Here is a 15,243-nt window from a genome sequence, read left to right on the forward strand (position 1 = left end):
CATGGAGCTGCAGATCAATGGCAAGACCCATGAGGTCCAAGCGGATGCCAATACACCCTTGCTATGGGTGATCCGCGACGAGCTGGCAATGACCGGCACGAAATATGGCTGCGGTCTCGCGCAATGTGGTGCCTGTACCGTCCTGGTGGATGGCGTGGCGGTGCGCTCGTGCGTGACGCCGGTCGAAAGGGTTTTGGATCGGAAGATCACCACCATCGAGGCCATCGAGGAAGACGACGTCGGAAAGCGCGTCGTCGAGGCTTGGGTCAAGCACCAGGTCCCTCAATGCGGCTACTGTCAGTCCGGTCAGGTCATGGCAGCCACCGCGCTGCTCAAGCAGATCGCGCACCCCACCGACGAAGAGATCGCTGCATCCATGGTCAACCTGTGCCGTTGCGGGACCTACAACGCGATCAATGCTGCCGTGCATGATCTGGCTGGCGACGGGGCGATCAGGCAAGCCGCTGGAACCACCACTGGCTCCGAGCGCCCCGGGCAGGCCGTTCTGGACAAGGTGACCGCGACTGTCGCGATTGCCGACATCGGGGCCACGATTGGGATGAATCGAGCCGAGCCCGACTGGATCGCGCGGGAAACTGAAACTGTCGGCGGTGTGAGGGATTGACCATGACGACATCGCTGGACGAAGTCGTGGCGCCTTCCGCATTTCCGAGCGGGGAGCCCGTCAATATTTCCCGGCGCAGCTTCTTGCTGGCATCGGCGGGAACAGCAGCAGGAGCGCTGGTCCTGGGTTTCGGCCTGCCCTTGGGCACGGCCCGTGCCCAGGCAGCCTCGACGCCTGCATTGAGAGGAACCAATGTGCCGGCGTTCCTGGAGATCCGGCCTGACAACACGATTCGCCTGCAGAGTCCCTTCATCGAGGGCGGGCAGGGCACATTTACCGCCATGGCGCAGATTGTCGGCGAAGAACTCGATGCCGATCCCGCGACCTTCCTGGTGGAGAATGCGCCGCCCGGGCAGGAGTTCGTCGTCATGGAGAACGGTCTGAGGATCACCGGCGGCAGCATGTCCGTGCGCTTCGGTTATCCGGCAATGCGTCGTCTTGGCGCGTTGACCCGCTCGATGCTGTTGCAGGCGGGCTCTCTCCGCCTGCGCGTTCCCGTCGGTGAACTCACGACGCAACCAGGGCGTGTCATTCATGCAGCCTCGGGCCGATCGTTGAGCTACGGCGAACTCGCCCCGCAGGCCATGGACTTGCCGGTACCCGATCCGGCGAGCGTGCAGCTCAGGGATCCAAGCCAGTTTCGCTGGATCGGCAAGCCCGTCAAGCGCCTGGATGCCCACGACAAATCGACCGGCAAGGTGCTCTACACCATCGACACCCGCGTGGATGGCATGCTGCACGCTGCCGTGCAGCACGCGCCGCGGTTGGGCATGACGGTCGGCTCAATCCGTAACGAGAGCCAGGTCAGCGCGATGAAGGGTGTGCATTCCGTCCATCGTCTGCCCGGCGCTGTTGCCGTGGTGGCCGAGCGGTGGTGGAATGCCAAGCAAGCGGCCGAGGCCTTGCAGGTCGACTGGCAGGAGCCGGGAGCCGACTCCACGCTGCGCATCATGCCGGCCGATTTCTCCACAAAGGCTTTGCGCGAGCGGCTCGCCAACGAGTCCGGTGCCGGAGAGGATGCGGAGAAAGAAGGAAATGTTGCCGACGCCCTGAAGAGCGCGCGCACGGTTGTCAGCGCGACGTACTTCAGCCAGTTCCTCAACCATGCGCAGCTGGAGCCGCCTTCGGCATTGGCGCGCTTTAACCCGGACGGAACGCTGGAGGTGTGGTTGCCAAATCAGGCGCCGGACATGTTCCGGGCCGACATGGCCAAGAGAACCGGACTCGACCCGGCGAAGATCATCTTGCATTCGCCCTTGCTTGGCGGATTCTTTGGACGTCACTTCCTCTACGACACCGCCGCTCCTTATCCGCAGGCGATCCAGCTGGCAAAGGAAACCGGGCGGCCGATCAAGCTTATCTGGAGCCGTGAAGAGGAGTTCCTGCGCGACGCGCTGCGGCCAATGGCGGCGGTTCGTTTCCGGGGTGGGCTTGATGCGAACGGCATGCCGATCGCCATCGAAGCGGTCAGTGCCACCGAAGGGCCGACCGAGGGCATCAACAACAAGCGTGGCGACAAGCTCGACGATGCCGCATTGGAGGGCCTGACCGGCAAGGCCTATGCAATCCCGAATCGGCGCATCGCACAGCTCTTTGTCAAACAGACGGCGATGCTCAGCTACTGGCGATCGGTGGGCAACTCGATGAACGACTTTCTTTATGAGGCGTTCCTGGACGAGCTGGCCGACAAGGGCGGGCAAGACCCCTATGATTTGCGGATGCGCCTGCTGCAGGGCAACCAGCGGCTTACCACCCTGTTGAGGGCGGTCGGCGAACTCTCTGGCGGGTGGAAGCGTGGACCTTACACGGCCGCCGATGGGACACGGCGAGCGCGCGGCGTGGCCATGGCCTCACCGTTCGGTACTCAGGCAGCGGTGATCGCCGAGGTGTCGATCGAGCACGGCCAGGTCAAGGTGCATGACATCTGGCAGGCGATCGACCCCGGCAGCATCGTCAACCCGGCCATCGTGGAGGCCCAGGTCAACGGCGCGGCGGCATTGGGCCTTTCCCAGGTGCTCCTTGAGGAGGCCGTTTACGAAAATGGCATGCCGGCGGCGCGCAACTACGACATGTATCCGATCCTGCCGTCGAATCGCATGGCTCGTGTGCACGTACGCGTCATTGAGAGCGGAGAGAAAATGGGGGGCGTGGGCGAGCCGCCCTTGCCGGCGGTGCCACCGGCGGTGGCCAATGCCGTGTCCCGGCTGACCGGACAGCGCATCCGCAGCATGCCGCTTTCGCATTACACCTTCGACGCCTAGCATCCAGGATAGCGTGAGCAAATGACGAAACGTCGATTCAGAAAAGCATTGGCAATCCTGCTTCCAGCCTTCCTTGTCGTGGCGGGATGTGTGGCCTGGTATGCGACTCGTACGCCCTCGACTCCTTTTGAGGGGCAGGCGGCTATGCAGGCAACATCCGCGGAGCTGATCGGCCGCGGTGAGTATGTGGCGCGACTCAGCGATTGTGTGGCGTGTCACAGCACGCCGAACAGCAAGCCCTTCGCCGGCGGCCTGGAAATGGCCACGCCGATGGGGTCGATCTTTGCCACGAACATCACCCCCGACAGGGAAACCGGCATTGGCGAATACAGCCTTGCGGATTTCGACCGGGCCCTGCGTCACGGCGTTGCGCGCGACGGCCATCGTCTCTACCCGGCGATGCCTTATCCATCCTATGCCAAGCTCAGCGACGACGACATGCGCGCGCTGTATGCGTATTTCCTGCATGAGGTCCATCCCGTCAAGCAGGAGAATAAGCCGAGCGAGATTCCGTGGCCTTTGAACATGCGCTGGCCCCTCGCACTGTGGAACGGTCTTTTTCTGGAGCCCGGAACCTATCAGGAAAAGACGCCCATCAATGCGAGTGCCGACGCAAAGCTGTGGAACCGTGGCGCGTACATCGTCCAAGGGGCAGGCCATTGCGGGAGCTGCCATACACCGCGCAGCGTGATGATGAATGAGAAGGCACTCAGCGAGAGCAGTCCGCTTTATCTCTCGGGTGCGCGGCTGGACGGTTGGTATGCACCCAGCTTGCGCGGCGACCACAACACGGGTTTGGGCCGCTGGGCGGAAGACGATATCGTCCAGTTCCTCAAGAACGGACGCAACAAGCATGCAGTTGTCTTCGGCTCGATGGCCGAAGCCTTCAACAACTCGACGCAGTTCATGACTGACGACGATCTGAAGGCCGTCGCGCACTACCTGAAATCGCTGCCTGGCGATGCCGCACGGGATGGTGCCCCATGGCAATACGATGGACGGACGAATCAGTCACTCGGGCTTGAACAACGGGTGAAGCTTCCCGGCGCGCAGACATTCGCCGCCAGGTGCAGTGCTTGTCATGGGATGGATGGGCGAGGCCAAGGTCAGTGGATACCGCCGTTGGCCGGTTCCGCGTCCTCCTTGTCCAAGGAGAACGCCTCGTCGATCAACGTGACATTGAACGGATCGGCGCGCGTCGTCGCCGACGGCGTGCCCGATGCCTACCGGATGCCACCTTTTCGCAACCAACTCTCGGATGGGGAGATCGCCGATGTGCTGAGCTTTGTCCGCACCGCCTGGGGTAATCAGGGTGGTGCGGTGAAGACGCAGGAGGTCAAGGAACTGCGAGAGAAAACCAATCCGGTCAGCAGCAATGTGATCATCTTGCAGATGCGCTGATGACAACATGGCGCTTGGCGCCGGCAGGCCTGGGGCGTGTCATCAATTGAGTGAAATGACCGAGGCAAACCAGTCGATGGTGCTGAGTAAGTTTCGGGCTGTGTTGTCGTAGCGGGTAGCCACGGCCCGGTATGGCTTGAGTGGGGCATGGGAGTTCTCGATCAGGTGCTGATCCCATACAGCGACCCTGTCGCAGTCCCGCTGGAATTGGCGGGTGGGATGGGATAGCAGGGAATCACGATCTGCGCCCCCATGCGCTGAATGGGCTCAATGACACGCACCCGTCCGTCGTAGGCACCATCGGCGAGTAAGGCTCCCACCGCCGCCCCGGGCAACAAGGCATTTGTATCTTCGAGGTCCGAAGCCTGGCCTGCGCCGCGCTCCCTTTTTGCCCCGGCGCGGTGCTGGTGCGCCCGGACGATGGTGCTGTCAATCATGGCGTATTTGTTGTCGGCATCCTTGGACAAGGTGTCAAATACCTTTTGCCAGACACCGGATCGGCTCCAGCGGCTATGCCGCAGGTGGATCACGCGAAAGTCGCCGAAGCGCTCAGGCAGATCGCGCCAAGGAATGCAGGCTCGATAGCGGTAGAGCACGGCCTCTACAAACAGCCGGTTATCCTTGGCGGTGACGCCGAGATGGCCGGTTCGGCCGGTAAGCCGGTCGCGGGTGCGATCCCATGGATCATCGCGCAGGGCGTAACGACGAGACATGGCAGATTTTTGGGGAATTGAGTATCAGATGACAAGTATCCACTTCCGGCGTTCTATCAGGGTGACTTGTTCCCGCAGTGGCAGGGGACCGCCTTGATCGGAGGCTTGAGCTCGTGTGCGCCTCGACAAGGACGGACAGCCTGAGGAGGCCGCGCGTTGGGACATGGGGGCCCGGATACGCGCCGTCGCCATCGCGCCTGGCGGGGCGGCATGGGTCATCGAGATGTCAACCCCGGACGTCTCTCGCGTCTGGTGGTAGCAGGCTGGACTTCTGGTACTTTGCGCATCACGGCGCCTTGATTGCGATGCTGGAAGCGAGATGGCTCCAGCAACGCAAGCAGAGCTGCGGCAGCGTGGCCGATAGCCCAACGGCCACGCGGGCGATTCGCAGCTTATGCTGCTGTCCCGCGGCCGAGGAAGGGGCAAAGCCATGATTCCGAGCAGGCTTGATGAGCCAGTGCCGCGGCAGCGCCGATCAGCGCGAGGTAGATAAGGACCGTTCCGAACCCACGCAGCGATGCGTACATTCACAGTACATGCCGATCGCGTGCAACAACCGCCCCAAGATGAGTGCCGCCCCGATCGCGATGAGGGGGCGGTCCTGACTGTCTGCACTTCCAGGAGCGCAAGTGTCACGAAAGCAAGTTGCACGTACTCGATAGAAATGGCTTTGGGAACGGATTCGGCGACGCAGAGCCGCGTCCGAACTGTCACCCATCATGCCGCCTACCTTCAGACGTCGCAGTGTGACAGAAACTGACAACGCCAAAAGTGCAGGCGCGTACAACGATGTCAGGGCTGATGTGATGGGAGAGCGATCATGCGAGTTACTGTGGCCCAAATCAGCGTGCGCTGTCGATGATCATGCCGCCATCGGGTGTCAGGCTATAGCCGGTCAGGAAACGAGTGTCGCTGCTGGCCAGAAACAGGACCACAGGGGCAATGTCCTGCTCTGGTGAACCGTAGCGGCCCAAGGCATTGGCGGGAGGGGGGACGTCGATATCACCCCAGGTAGCCGCTACCGGCAAGAGGTTGTTCACGGTGATGTGGTCAGCGCCCTACTCGCGCGCCGCGGTGCGTGTCAGCGCACGTACCGCCTCTTTGGCGAGGTTGTACGGCCCGTACCCCGCCATCCCCTGGACACCGGCGAGCGATGCGAAATTGATCACACGTCCTTCGCCGCTGGCCTTCAAGTGCGGATAGCAGGCCTGCATTGTTCGCAGATAGGCAACAGGACCCATTTCGAAGTTGCGCTGCAATTGCTCGATGGACAGGTCGATGATCGGTGAAGAGACCACGCTCGGATCGAAAGCGTTGTTGACGAGTATGTCGATCCGCCCGAAAGCGGCTATCACTTGTCCCACGGCTGCTGTGATCTGAGCGGGTTCGGCAATATCGCAGGTCACGCCAAGAGCCGTGCCGCCTGCGCTCTGGATTTCGTCCACAACTTGAGCAACGTTCTCAGGTGTGCGCGAGAGGACGGCAACCTTGGCGCCTTCGGCTGCGAACAGTTTGGCGGTGGCCCGGCCGATGCCGCGACCAGAGCCAGTGACGATTGCTACTTTTCCATTGAGTCGAGCCATATGAATCTCCATCAGTCAAAGGGTGGGGAGCTGCCATTGGGGCATAGGGCGAAGGGTCTTCTCTGCCGCGTTCTACGTCAGGAACGCAAATAACAAGGCCACTGCCGCAGGCACGGCGCCGGCGGACTTGTGCGCACCGATATGCGCAGCTGCGGACAGCAGCAGGTGAAAGAACATGCCTGCATAAGGGAACCTCGAAAAACCTCATCAGGCACCGCGATCTGCATCATTGAATCAATGGGTTGCATGAAGCTGGATGCGAGAATTCTGGGTTAATAGAGGTTCTCATAAGCGAGGTCGCTGAGGACCGCGCTGAAGCGCCCCAGAATCGTCGACACGGCCGTCAGCTTCAGCAAGGTCGCACGGTCACGAGATAGCCCGGATATCCCAGTTCGGCGAACGTGCGGCGCACCCAGTCGCGCCTGATGATGTAGAGGATCGCCGACGCGATGTAGAGCAAACACAGGAGTGCCGTACTGATCCAGTAAACGTGACTCCCTGCCATAAGCTTTTCCTCATCGTCTATTGTTTCGACGTTGTCCGAATCATCATATGCAACATAAAATGAGACAAGTAGGATCAATTAACAGGTGTAAGTATGGTTAATCATACTGACCATCCCGGTGGCGCGAACATGCATGAGGAAATGCGTCGGGCCTTTGCGCTGTTGTCCGGTAAATGGAAACTCGAAATCATGTGGCTCCTCAGCCAGCGGGTGCATCGTTTCGGGGAGTTGCGCAAGGCCATCCCTGGAATAACGCAGCACATGCTGACTTCTCAGCTTCGCGAACTTGAGGCGGATGGCCTGATTTCGCGCACAGTGTTTGCGGAGGTGCCGCCCCGTGTCGACTACGCCATCACCGAGAAGGCGCTCGGTCTTGGGCCAACGATGGAAGCTCTGACGCTCTGGTGGGAGAAGTACGGCAAGAGCATCGTGCCGAAGCCCGGCGCGCGTGGCAGGAAAGCAAAGGCGCGTTCCGAGAACGGCGCGGCCTAACGATGCCGTTGAGATCGCACTATTGCCGAGGCTTGATGCGGCAGGGGCGAGCGGGGTAGAACTCGTGAAAACGAACAAAGGTGTTGATGGATGACGATGCCGTGTCTCACGCCGCCCTTGAGCAAGGCGTCCGTGCCCGACGAAGAAGAGGTCAACATCCGAGCCCCGCGGCCCTGCTCTTCATGCGATGGTTCTTTCAGCGATACGCCGCAGGCCTGTCGCCGTCGGTACGAGGCTGGCTGATCCCCAGATTCTCGTTGACGTAGAGCGCGGGATCGGTCACGACTTTGGCCACAAAGCGACCGATGCTCGCGCGCGAGGTTTCCGTGCCCTTGAAGGTCTCTCCTTTGCGTGTCAGCTCGAACTCTTCGATGGGTTTGTTGGTCAGCCAGACTGGGCGCAGGATGGTGTACTTCAGAGAGGACCGTTCGATCACCTGGGCCGCTTTCAGGTTCGTGGGCCGGGTGTACCCCGTCATGCTCTTGTCCCACGCATTGAACGGCTCGGGCAGCTCGTCGTAGATGCCTCCTGCGCTGATGGCGATGAGACGGGGTACGCCGAGTTCCTCCATCACCGTCACCACGGTTTCCATCTTGTCGCCCAGATCCATGCCGCCCATCGTGCTGATCACAATGTCCTGGCCGAGCAAGGCTTGCCTCAGTGCGTCCGGTTCGCGGGCGTCGCCCTCGATCACCTGCACGCGATCGCTATTGAGTCCCTTCAGGCGATCGGCGTGGCGCAGGAAGAGTGTCAGCGCCAGGTTGTCCTGCTCCAGCAGGCGGGGAATGATTTCCTGCGAGGTATGCCCGTTGGCACCTAAAATAATCACGTTCTTCATGCGGATTTCTCCCTGTTGACTTTATATCGAAGCCACACTGTGCTCTCCTTCACCGGCTTGGCCTCGATCAGCGAGAATGCGTGCGGCTGCACCATGGAGAGCGGCTCCCTGGCCGTGAACAGCCCGGGCGCGTCGGGAGATGCATCAGCCACCGGAGCCAGCAGCAGGCTCAGTTCGTCCACCAGGCCGTCCTGCAGGTAGGCCCAGTTCAGCACGCCGCCGCCGCCGATCATCACGCGCTCCATGCCGAAGAGCGTCGCCAGCTTGTGCAGCACTAGCGCGTTGTCCAGCTTGTCTCGTCCGGCAATCACGTACGAGATGCCCAGGCGCCTGAGCAAGTCCTTGTAGGCATTGCTGGCCATCTCGGTCAGTACCGAGACCACGTGCGCCAGGCGTGTGCCGTAGTTCACGAAGTTCTCCCGCCAGCCCAGCCGCCCGCTTGGATCAATCGAGACGTAGTACATCGGCGCATTGGTGTCGCCGAGGAAGTCGCCTTCGGGAACGGGTGCGGCCGACTCGTTCACGTCGGGAGCGCGGTAGAACGTATTGTTGTCGTCGGTGGTGACGCGTCCGTTCAGGTAGCCGTCGATGTTGAAGACCTGAGTGTCGGCGTGCAGGGCCAGCTCTTCATATTGAAGTGCCGCAGAGTTGAACTCCGGCAGGTCGATGGCATGAATTCTTCCGTCCAGTGACGTCAGCGTATGAATGATGACGTAAGGTTTCTTCACGTGACTCTTTCCCTCCCTCATCGAAAGCTAGTTCTTGAAAAACACGACGCACATGCTCCGAACACCCGGCGCCTGAGCCAAGCTGGCGGGGTATCCACGCGCCCATCTCCAGCGTCAGTGGCAGCGTTACGGCAAAGGCACGAGCGCCTCTGGTGGCAGTCCGAGCTGTTTCATGGCCCAAGTGTGTGCAAGCCACCGATCTGTAGCGCCGCGCGGCGCAGGCCACTTGTGGCAGGCACGGGATTTTGCGGCCCAGGGGGCACTCCTTTCAGCGGGTCAGTCCCCTTGTCGGGACTGCGTACGTGAGGTTTTGAAGGTCAGGAAAGCGGAAAGTAGAAGCACCAGTGCGCTCGCGATGAAGGTGCTTTGGTACCCGCTGGTATCGAATAGCACTCCGCCGATGGTGGAGCCCAGGGCGATGGCGAACTGGACGACCGCTACCATCAAGCCGCCGCCAGCCTCTGCGTCGTGCGGCATGGCTTGCGCGACCCAGCTCCACCAGCCCACCGGCGTGGCCGTTGCCATCAAGCCCCACAGGCCCAGCAACACGGCCACCGGAACGACCCGGCCACCGAACGGGATCAACGTAACGGCAATCACCGACATGAGGATCGGGATTATGATGAGCGGACCGTACAGGCCTCGCTTGAGAATTGTGCCGATGACCACAGTACCGATGAAGCCCGCTACACCGACGGTCAGCAAGAGGAGCGACAGCGTGGAGATGTTGACATGCGTCACCGTTTCGAGGAATGGGCGCAGATAAGTGAATAGCGCGAACTGGCCCATGAAGAAGGCGCCGCAACCTGCCATGCCGTAAGCAACGGCCCGGTTCTTGAGCACCTTGAACACATTGCCCGAGCCAGGCGGGCGCGCATCGGGCTTCATGGCGGGCAAAGCGAGCCATTGCCATGCCAATGCAATCAGTGCCGTGGGAACGAGGGCGAAGAACGCGCCGCGCCATCCGATGATGGCGCCGAGATAGCTCCCCAGCGGGGCGGCGATCACCGTCGCCAGAGCATTGCCACCATTGAAAATCGCCAGGGCCTTGGAGACTTGGGAGGGAGGCACAAGACGAATCGCCATGGCGGCAGACATCGACCAGAAACCACCGATCACCACGCCGATAAGCAAGCGGCCTGCCATGTAGGTCAGATAGTTAGGTGCCAGTGCCACGATGGCTCCAGAGGCGCCCATTAGCACAGTCAGCGCCAGTAGCAGTTTCTTGCGGTCCAGAGTGCCGATCAGTGCTGAGATTGACAGACTGGTCAACACGGCGAACGCGCCGGAGATCGCAATGCCTCGGCCGGCCATGCCTTCGCTGATCCGCAGGTCGCTGGCGATCGGTGTCAGCAGGCTCACCGGCATGAATTCGGAAGCCACGAGAGCAAATACGCACAGCGACATGGCGAAGACGCCGCTCCAATAGGCGGGCCTGTCCTCCGTTTTGGATTGCGCCCCCCTAGGGGCATCAGAAGTGCTGGGTGTCATGAGTTTCTTCTTCAAGTCCTATGTCGATTAGGAATTAGCCAATGCGCACTCGCTTGGATCGGCATGGCGAAAGTGATTGATATGTTCGGACCACGATTACCGAAGCGCGCTAGCTTGGGTATGAGCGCCGTCGATAACGTTGCAGCGCGGCGTCGCGTCCAGCCGCCTCCAGATATACCGTCGGTCTGGAGGCGGCTTCTTCGAACCGTCAGGCCGAGGCCAGGTGTTGCTGGAAGAAGGACGTCAGTTTGTCGAACGGGATCTTGTCCAACTGGTCGTAGAGATCGATGTGGACGGCATCGGGGATGATCATCAGTTCCTTCGGCTCGGTCGCGTTCGCATAGGCGGTTTGGGCTAAATACAGCGAATGGGCTTTTCGCCGTGAACGAAGAGGATCGGTCGCGGCGAGATCATCCTTGATGTAGCTAAGGATCGGCATGTTCATGAACGACAGCGGCGTGGTGATCGTCCAGGCATTGCCTGAGTTGACCGCGCGCGGATGGTAGCCGCGCTTGGTCATGTAGTAATCGTGGTACTCCACCAGGAACTGCGCTTCAACCTCATGGCTCTTCTCCATGGCGGAAGTCCTGTCCTGCGAATTAGATGGAGTGGGTGTGACAAGGCGTCAAACTGTTTGCCCTCCATCGACGACGAGGTTGGAGCCGGTCGAGAACGCGGCCTCCTGCGAGCACAGCCAGAGTACGGTTGCGGCGATTTCTTCCGGCTGGCCGGGCCGACCCACGGGCTCGTTCTCGACCACGGTGCGCAACCCTTCTTCCGTGCCGCCGGTGAAGCGTTGCATCATCGGGGTATCGATGAAGCCCGGAGAAACCACGTTCACGCGCACGCCCTTGGCCGCGAAGTCCAGGGCTGCGGCCTTGCTCAGGCCGATGACGCCCCATTTCGCCGCACAGTATCCAGCCTGGCCACCAAAGCCCTTTACGCCTGCGCCGGACGAGGTGTTGACGACGGCACCGCCCCCTTGCTTGAGGATTTCCGGAATCTGGTGCTTCATGCTGAAAAACACACCGCTCAAGTTGATACCGATCTGACGCTCCCACTCCGTGCTGGAGAGATCGGTCAGTGCAATGCCCCCATGTTCGACGCCTGCGTTGTTGAAGGCGAAATCGAGCCGGCCGAAGGTCGAAACCGTCGTGGCAACTGCGGCTTGGACTTCTTTTTCTTTCGATACGTCGCAGAGAATGGAGATCGCGCGGCCACCGGCCTGCTCGATGAGGTGTACCGTTTCATCTATCTTGGCTTGGGTGCGTCCAACGACAGCGACGCAGGCCCCGGCCTTGGCAAAGGCTACCGCGGTAGCGCGGCCGATACCCGTGCCCCCTCCGGTGACGAAGGCGACTTTCCCGGTGTGGTCGAATTGGATGGTCATGCGAACTCCTTTGCAGTCTCTGGTTGAAAGACATGGAAGGGAAGGCCTCGCTTCCAAGCAGGTTTCAGGGGATCGAGACGCCGTGAAAGCGGGCCTTCCATTGGTATGCCTTGAATTTTCTCGCGCGAGCCTTGCCTTGACTAGCTAATCAATACTTAAAAAGCCTATTAGTTGAACTAATTAAACAGCCATGGGAAACTGGATCATGGTCAGGCGAAATCTCAACGATCTTCTTTCATTTGTCACAGTCGCACGCGAAGGCAGCTTCACGCGAGCAGCCGCGATTTTGGGCGTGACACAATCGGCGCTAAGCCAGGCTATCAGCGGTCTGGAGGCGCGGTTGGAGATTCGCTTGCTGACTCGTACCACGCGCAGCGTATCGCCCACGGCGGCCGGGGAGCGATTGCTGCAGGCGATCGGTCACCGCTTCGATGAGATCGAGGCTGAACTGGATGAGTTGTCCGAATTGCGCGACAAGCCGGCGGGCATGGTGCGTATCACCTGTGGCGATCATGTTCTCAAGACCACGCTGTTACCGAAAGTCGCGCCTTTGATGCACAAGTACCCGGACGTCAAAGTGGAGTTCGACGTCAATTATGGATTCAGGGACATTGTGGCGGATCGTTTCGACGCGGGCGTGCGGCTGGGCGACACGATCGACAAGGACATGATCGCGGTGCCGATCGGCCCCAAGCTGAAAATGGCCGCAGTCGCTACGCCGGATTACTTCGCCAGGCATCCAAAGCCCAAAACGCCGGAAGATCTGACCCGGCACACTTGCATCAACCTGCGCTTTCCCACGCAAGGCGGGCTGTATGTCTGGGAATTCGCCCGAAAAGATAAGCAGCTCAATGTCCGTGTCGAGGGGCAGCTCACACTGAACAGTACGCCGCATATCGTCCAGGCGGCACTGGAGGGCTTGGGGCTGGCTTTTCTTCCAGAGGAAGAATTCGCGCCGCACATCGAGGAGGGCCGACTGACTCGGGTGCTGGAGGACTGGTGTGCGCCGTTCGACGGCTACTATCTCTATTACCCTAGTCGGCGCCAGCCATCTCCCGCGTTCTCGTTGGTGCTTGCTGCACTGCGTTCGCAGGAGACGCCTGGAAGGAAGCGGCGACAGCCCGGCCTGTTGAGTCGAGAGGAAGAAGCTGGATGAATTTCTCTACGTGATAAATCGCAGCCATTCTTGCTGCCGCCGTAGCGACTGGCGCCGCTGCCGGTATCGTCCAGACCCAGATCGTCCTGGGCCAGCTCGTCGGGCTCGGTGCGCCGGTGAACTTCTCGGTTCGAGCCTGGACCACACTGGAAGATATGGGAATGTTCGGAGCAGTCATGGCTGGCATCGCCGTGGCCTCACTGCTAGTTACAAGGTCCAGACTGTCTACACCGGGTTGAACAGGTTCAGGTCGTTGGCGTTCCTCTCCGATGGCCGCACATTGGTCACGGAGATGGGCGGATGCCTGCTGACCATCGCGGATGATGGTTTGCCACCGATCTTTCAGCAAGGCGGTGTCAGCGGGATGATGGAAGTCGCGCAGGCCCCCCAGTTCGCGCAGAACGGCTGGCTCTAGCTGACGATGAGTTACGGCGACGCGGGCGCGAACGGAATGCGCTTGGTGCGAGCTAGACTGGCAAATGACAGGATCCAAGGTGTGAGCGTGCTGTTCAGTACGACGTTGAAACCGCGCACGGGCAATAACGGCGGACCCATCGCCTTCCTCCGTGATGGCACGCTGGCTTTCTCGCTGGGAGACGGTAGTGTACGGCGCGAAGAGGCGCAGAATCCCGCGAACCGACTTGGCACCGTGGTCAGACTGGACCGCGAGGGCAAGCCGCCTGCGGAGCATGGCCCGCATCGGCATACAAGCCTTTCCTGCAGCAGCCCGGCGCCGCGGCTGAGATCTGCGGTCTGAGCCACTGCAACGCACGAAATATCGCCGTTGATCCGACAACCCGCGATTGGCTGATCAGCGGGCATGGCGCGCGCGGTGGTGATGAGATCAACCGCATCGTGGCTTTCGGCAATTGCGGATGGCCGGTCGTCACCGGCGGCATCGACGAACCATTCGCGCGCGTGATACCGTTACGGCGCCTGGATGGCTATCAGGACACGATGCTGGAATGGACGCCATTGATCGCGCAGGCCAGACCTTGCGATCTACGACGGCGCGCTGTTTAGCGAGTGGCAGGGCGACTGGTTGGTCCCAGTGCTCAAAGAGATCGCGGTGAGCCGCATCGTGCAGAATGGAAGACGAATCGTTGGGAAGCAACTGCTGCTGGCTGAACTTAACGAGCGAATGCGCGATGTCCAAGTCGTTCTGGAAGGCTCGATTTACATCCTCACTGATGGGGCGAATACCAAGCTGCTACGGCGGATCTCATCGACCGATGGGCCTTAGGGGTGGTCTGATCAACAGCGTCTGAGCATGGAAAGTGCCGCATCGGATCACAGGCGCACCATCCCTGTATTGGGCAGCAACAACTTTTATTTCAGCCAAAGGTTCGGGCGCGAAAACTACGTCAATACCTGGACCGTGTTTTTCGCCAAGCCGCGATAGCGAATCTTCGCGGAACCGAACTGACGTTTGATCACCCTAAACGGGGGGCTCCATCCGCACACTGTCTTTGGCGTACTCCAAACACCGGGCCGGTTCCAAGGCACGCGGGTTCTTGATCTGTTTCATATGTTTGGGCTTCTCCGCGATCAGATAGCGCAGCTTGCGCTTGGTCATCATCTCCTCGCGCTTATTCAGGCCGGTGTATTAATTGTCGCCTGACGCCGAGTCTTCCTTGCTGTGCGAAAGCTTATGCGCCTGTGTGATATCCGCACTATTGGCGGTAGTGCATTCCTCGTCATGTACCAAGCCGGACTCATCGTCCACGCCGATGTGCGATTTCACCCTGATGACGAGGTCGGCGGATGATCTTAGGTCGGCGACACTGGAATTCCTGCAGAAGCCGGAGGTTTTATGGCGGCTGACGATCGACGGCTGGATGCGCTGTCGCCTTGGCGGATACAGATCGGATTGCTGCTGGTGCGGACGGATGTTTGCGTTACGCATCTGTGGAGCCGTTGTCTGGAGGCACTGTCGACGCGGTATCCCCATCTGTAATTGGAGGTGGTGGCATCTCGTCGCGATCTTGAGGATCTGTCTTGCCGGCTCCGGCCCGAATGAATGGCTGCTCCATGTTTCAGGTCGGATTCGGCTCAGCCGC

At 60.6% G+C, this 15,243-nt stretch carries 16 protein-coding genes and 2 pseudogenes; 9 read left to right on the forward strand and 9 right to left on the reverse strand.

All coding sequences use genetic code 11. The features are described 5' to 3' along the window. Nucleotide 1: 1 nt before the first annotated feature. Genes FRAAU_RS06070 through FRAAU_RS06080 form a run of 3 tightly spaced genes read left to right on the forward strand, consistent with a single transcriptional unit; the run spans nt 2 to nt 4,287 of the window. A complete protein-coding gene (locus FRAAU_RS06070; RefSeq protein ID WP_014402680.1) occupies nt 2–625 on the forward strand; it encodes a (2Fe-2S)-binding protein in 624 nt (207 codons plus the stop codon). A 2-nt stretch (nt 626–627) separates the two neighbouring features. After that, on the forward strand, nt 628–2,886 hold the full coding sequence (locus FRAAU_RS06075) for a xanthine dehydrogenase family protein molybdopterin-binding subunit (RefSeq protein WP_014402681.1): 2,259 nt from the start codon (nt 628–630) through the stop codon (nt 2,884–2,886). Nucleotides 2,887–2,907: 21 nt separating this feature from the next. After that, nucleotides 2,908–4,287 carry a c-type cytochrome gene (locus tag FRAAU_RS06080; RefSeq protein ID WP_014402682.1) on the forward strand — a complete coding sequence of 460 codons (1,380 nt, stop codon included), beginning with the start codon at nt 2,908–2,910 and terminating at the stop codon, nt 4,285–4,287. A gap of 42 nt (nt 4,288–4,329) precedes the next feature. Here the strand turns inward: FRAAU_RS06080 and FRAAU_RS16390 are convergent. From FRAAU_RS16390 to FRAAU_RS06090, 3 genes and pseudogenes are all read right to left on the reverse strand, one after another. After that, nucleotides 4,330–5,000: pseudogene (locus FRAAU_RS16390) on the reverse strand (transposase). 842 nt (nt 5,001–5,842) lie between these two features. Then, on the reverse strand, nt 5,843–6,040 hold the full coding sequence (locus FRAAU_RS17550) for a hypothetical protein (RefSeq protein WP_217176256.1): 198 nt from the start codon (nt 6,038–6,040) through the stop codon (nt 5,843–5,845). Nucleotides 6,041–6,058: 18 nt separating this feature from the next. Then, nucleotides 6,059–6,583, reverse strand: coding sequence for an SDR family NAD(P)-dependent oxidoreductase (locus tag FRAAU_RS06090; protein ID WP_217176257.1), 525 nt, complete (start codon nt 6,581–6,583; stop codon nt 6,059–6,061). 634 nt (nt 6,584–7,217) lie between these two features. Here FRAAU_RS06090 and FRAAU_RS06100 point away from each other — a divergent pair. Then, the gene (locus tag FRAAU_RS06100) at nt 7,218–7,580 is read left to right on the forward strand and encodes a winged helix-turn-helix transcriptional regulator (RefSeq protein WP_245546443.1); all 363 of its coding nucleotides are present in this window, start codon (nt 7,218–7,220) and stop codon (nt 7,578–7,580) included. A gap of 196 nt (nt 7,581–7,776) precedes the next feature. Here FRAAU_RS06100 and FRAAU_RS06105 read toward each other — a convergent pair whose 3' ends face one another. The 5 genes from FRAAU_RS06105 to FRAAU_RS06125 all read right to left on the reverse strand — a co-directional run bounded on the left by FRAAU_RS06105 (nt 7,777) and on the right by FRAAU_RS06125 (nt 12,027). Beyond that, the gene (locus FRAAU_RS06105; RefSeq protein ID WP_014402685.1) at nt 7,777–8,418 is read right to left on the reverse strand and encodes an SDR family oxidoreductase; all 642 of its coding nucleotides are present in this window, start codon (nt 8,416–8,418) and stop codon (nt 7,777–7,779) included. Beyond that, the gene (locus FRAAU_RS06110; protein ID WP_041270414.1) at nt 8,415–9,146 is read right to left on the reverse strand and encodes a RibD family protein; all 732 of its coding nucleotides are present in this window, start codon (nt 9,144–9,146) and stop codon (nt 8,415–8,417) included. The genes FRAAU_RS06105 and FRAAU_RS06110 overlap by 4 nt, the downstream gene beginning before the upstream one ends. 276 nt (nt 9,147–9,422) lie before the next feature. Further along, the gene (locus FRAAU_RS06115) at nt 9,423–10,637 is read right to left on the reverse strand and encodes an MFS transporter (protein WP_014402687.1); all 1,215 of its coding nucleotides are present in this window, start codon (nt 10,635–10,637) and stop codon (nt 9,423–9,425) included. A 208-nt stretch (nt 10,638–10,845) separates the two neighbouring features. Continuing rightward, a complete protein-coding gene (locus tag FRAAU_RS06120) occupies nt 10,846–11,214 on the reverse strand; it encodes an alpha/beta hydrolase (RefSeq protein ID WP_245546444.1) in 369 nt (122 codons plus the stop codon). Between the two features lie 48 nt (nt 11,215–11,262). Further along, nucleotides 11,263–12,027 carry a glucose 1-dehydrogenase gene (locus FRAAU_RS06125; protein ID WP_014402688.1) on the reverse strand — a complete coding sequence of 255 codons (765 nt, stop codon included), beginning with the start codon at nt 12,025–12,027 and terminating at the stop codon, nt 11,263–11,265. Between the two features lie 205 nt (nt 12,028–12,232). On the opposite strand from FRAAU_RS06125, the gene FRAAU_RS06130 reads away from it, so the two are divergent. The 5 genes from FRAAU_RS06130 (at nt 12,233) to FRAAU_RS17990 (ending at nt 14,426) form a co-directional block, all read left to right on the forward strand. Beyond that, nucleotides 12,233–13,183: a LysR family transcriptional regulator gene (locus FRAAU_RS06130; protein ID WP_014402689.1), complete on the forward strand. Its 951-nt coding sequence runs from the start codon at nt 12,233–12,235 to the stop codon at nt 13,181–13,183. Nucleotides 13,184–13,436: 253 nt separating this feature from the next. Next, the gene (locus FRAAU_RS17890) at nt 13,437–13,598 is read left to right on the forward strand and encodes a PQQ-dependent sugar dehydrogenase (RefSeq protein WP_217176258.1); all 162 of its coding nucleotides are present in this window, start codon (nt 13,437–13,439) and stop codon (nt 13,596–13,598) included. A 6-nt stretch (nt 13,599–13,604) separates the two neighbouring features. Beyond that, the gene (locus tag FRAAU_RS17835; RefSeq protein WP_217176259.1) at nt 13,605–13,940 is read left to right on the forward strand and encodes a PQQ-dependent sugar dehydrogenase; all 336 of its coding nucleotides are present in this window, start codon (nt 13,605–13,607) and stop codon (nt 13,938–13,940) included. Beyond that, the gene (locus FRAAU_RS17985; protein WP_425598088.1) at nt 13,937–14,206 is read left to right on the forward strand and encodes a PQQ-dependent sugar dehydrogenase; all 270 of its coding nucleotides are present in this window, start codon (nt 13,937–13,939) and stop codon (nt 14,204–14,206) included. The genes FRAAU_RS17835 and FRAAU_RS17985 overlap by 4 nt, the downstream gene beginning before the upstream one ends. Beyond that, entirely contained in the window at nt 14,184–14,426 is a 243-nt protein-coding gene (locus tag FRAAU_RS17990) for a PQQ-dependent sugar dehydrogenase (RefSeq protein ID WP_217176281.1), read from the forward strand. The genes FRAAU_RS17985 and FRAAU_RS17990 overlap by 23 nt, the downstream gene beginning before the upstream one ends. 86 nt (nt 14,427–14,512) lie before the next feature. On the opposite strand, the pseudogene FRAAU_RS17670 reads toward FRAAU_RS17990, so the two are convergent. Next, nucleotides 14,513–14,927: pseudogene (locus FRAAU_RS17670) on the reverse strand (transposase); the annotation flags it as partial. Between the last annotated feature and the right edge of the window lie 316 nt (nt 14,928–15,243).

It is taken from the genome of Frateuria aurantia DSM 6220, assembly GCF_000242255.2.
Lineage (GTDB): Bacteria > Pseudomonadota > Gammaproteobacteria > Xanthomonadales > Rhodanobacteraceae > Frateuria > Frateuria aurantia.